The sequence below is a fragment of the Streptomyces sp. CO7 genome, assembly GCF_053474865.1.
The window spans coordinates 148,889-151,379 of sequence record NZ_JBRIOU010000004.1 but is presented as its reverse complement, the minus strand read 5'-3'; the positions used below and the strand labels follow the sequence as shown (position 1 = coordinate 151,379).

2 protein-coding genes are annotated in these 2,491 nt (G+C 77.2%); one reads left to right on the top strand and one right to left on the bottom strand.

What is annotated here, in order from left to right; genetic code table 11:
* Nucleotides 1–17 precede the first annotated feature (17 nt).
* Nucleotides 18–1,742 carry a DAK2 domain-containing protein gene (locus ACOV8S_RS13375; RefSeq protein ID WP_448318048.1) on the top strand — a complete coding sequence of 575 codons (1,725 nt, stop codon included), beginning with the start codon at nucleotides 18–20 and terminating at the stop codon, nucleotides 1,740–1,742.
* Here ACOV8S_RS13375 and ACOV8S_RS13370 read toward each other — a convergent pair.
* Nucleotides 1,726–2,457 (bottom strand): DUF4328 domain-containing protein, encoded by a 732-nt coding sequence (locus tag ACOV8S_RS13370; protein WP_448318047.1) that lies wholly within the window; start codon nucleotides 2,455–2,457, stop codon nucleotides 1,726–1,728. The two genes, ACOV8S_RS13375 and ACOV8S_RS13370, sit on opposite strands and share 17 nt — an antisense overlap.
* Nucleotides 2,458–2,491 lie beyond the last annotated feature (34 nt).

Genomic DNA, 2,491 nt, shown 5'->3' with positions numbered 1-2,491 from the left:
CATCAGGGAGGCGCAGGGTGCCGAAGGTGCCGGAGACGTTCTTCGACGCATCCACGGTGCGCGCCTGGTGCGCCCTCGCGCTGGCCGCGCTGGGACGGGCGCGCGAGGAGATCGACGCGATCAACGTCTACCCGGTGCCCGACGGCGACACCGGGACCAACCTCTACCTGACCCTCGAGTCGGCCGCCGCCGGCGTCGAGGACGCCTTCGCCGACGGCGCCCGCCCCTCCCTCTCCGAGGCCATGCGGGCGATGGCCCACGGCGCGCTGGTCGGCGCCCGGGGCAACTCCGGCACGATCTGCGCGCAGCTGCTGCGCGGCCTGGCCGACGGCCTCGACGACAAGGCCCCCCACGCGGACGCCGACGGGCTGTGCGCGGCGCTGCGGCGGGCCGCCGACTCCGCCTGGGACGCGGTGGCGCGCCCCGTGGAGGGCACCGTGCTGACCGTCGCCTCGGCCGCCGCGGCGGCCGCCACCGCGGCCTCCGCCGCCTCGGCGGCCTCGGCCGGGGCCGACGCGGACTGCGGCGCGGTCGCGCGGGCCGCGTACGCCGGCGCCTGCGAGGCGCTCGCCCGGACGCCGGGACAGCTGGAGACGCTGGGCCGGGCCGGTGTGGTCGACGCGGGCGGACGCGGGCTGGTCGCCGTCCTGGGCGCGCTGGTCGAGGCGCTCACCGGGGAGCGGCCCGGGGTGACGCCGGTGACCCGGCCGGCCGGCGGACCGGTGGCCGGGGCGGCGGCGCAGGCTCCCGCGGCGGCCGCCGCCGAGGCCGCGGCCGGATGCGGGACGCACGGGCACGGCGAAGGCGGTGACGGCCCGGCCTACGAGGTGATCTTCCTTCTCGACGGGTGCGACGACCCGGCCGTGGACCGGCTCCGCGGACGGCTGGACGCCCTCGGCGACTCGCTCGTGGTGGTCGGCGGCGACGGGCTGTGGAACGTCCACGTCCACGTCGACGACCCCGGGGCCGCGGTGGAGGCCGCGGTCGAGACGGGACGGCCGCACCGGATCCGGATCACCCACTTCGCCGCCGACGCCGCCGCCGGGCGGACGGACGACCGGGGCGCCCCGCCCGAGCCGGGCCGGCGGGCCGTCGTCGCGGTCCTGCCCGGCGAGGGTCTTGCCGCGCTGTGCGCCGGGACGGGCGCCTCCACGGTGCTGGCGCCGCCCGGGCGGCCGGTCTCCACCGAGGAACTGCTGGACGCCGTCCGCTCCGCGCACGCCCGCGAGGTGGTGCTGCTGCCCAACGACGACGAGCTGCGCCGCACGGCCGCCGCCGCCGCGGAACAGGCCCGCGCCGAGGGGATCCGCGTCGCCCTGATCCCCACCCGCGCCGCGGTCCAGGGGATCGCCGCGCTCGCCGTCCACCAGCCGGAGCGCAGCTTCGACGAGGACGTGGTGTCCATGACCTCCGCGGCCGGCGCGACGCGGTTCGCCGAGATCGCGGTCGCCGACCGGCAGGCGTGGACGATGGCCGGCATCTGCCAGCCGGGGGACGTGCTGGGCATGGTCGAGGGCGATGTCGCGCTCATCGGCTCCGACGTCACCGCGGTGGCCCTGGACGTCCTGGACCGCATGCTCTCCGCGGGCGGCGAACTGGTCACCCTGGTCCTCGACGACACCGCCCCCGCCGCCCTCGCCGCCACCCTCGAGGCCCACGTCCACGACCGCCACCTCGCCGTCGACACGATCGTCCACCACGGCGGCACCCAGGGAGCCCCCCTCCTCATCGGAGTGGAGTGACCTCACCGGCGACCGGGGCGAGTTGTGCCCGGGACGCCTTCGCGCGCTGCAGGGCCGTCAGCCGGACGGCGAAGTACGCGGCGGCCGCCGTGGCGACGACGGCCAGCAGGTCGCTCACGGTGTACAGGGCCACGGCGGCCCTCAGCTGCGGCAGCGTCCCGGCCAGGTCGAGGCTGAAGGCGCTCAATTCGCAGAGCAGGACGATCCCGAGGAACGTGCCCCACCAGAGGTGCACCGGCCACAGAGGTGTGCGGGGCGGCGTCCACCACTCGGCCGGCGTGGGGGCGCAGGCCCGCCACATGTCGACGGCGACCCGGTGGGGGAGCACGAAGTTCGCCAGCGGGACGAACCACGCGCCGAGCGCCCAGCCGGGGCCCTGGCGGAAACCTTCCGGCTCCAGCGGCCCCGCGGCGCGGCGCAACGCGGTGAACCAGACGAGGAAGGCGACCGCGCAGAAGAGGTGGGCCGACATCTGAAAATGCCCAGCCGTCGTCGCGTACAGCCGGAGCGCGGAGTTCAGCTCGTCCACGGGGACGGCGACGAAGCCCGGGTCCCGGCCGAGCAGCGTGAGCAGCCGGACGCCGGCGTACACGGCGAACAGGTCGCTGAGCGCCGCTGCCGCCAGCAGGGCCGTCAGGGCGACGAGCGGCCCCCGCGAGGCGGGCCGCGCCGTGAGCGGGACGGCGGGTGGACGAAGGGCGCCGATCGCGGACATGCAGGATCCCAGAGGCTGAGGACGGGAGGGGGAG

What these genes read in the sequence shown, in the direction of transcription:
- ACOV8S_RS13370 (WP_448318047.1), bottom strand. Translation starts at nt 2,457, where the DNA reads ATGTCCGCGATCGGCGCCCTTCGTCCACCCGCCGTCCCGCTCACGGCG.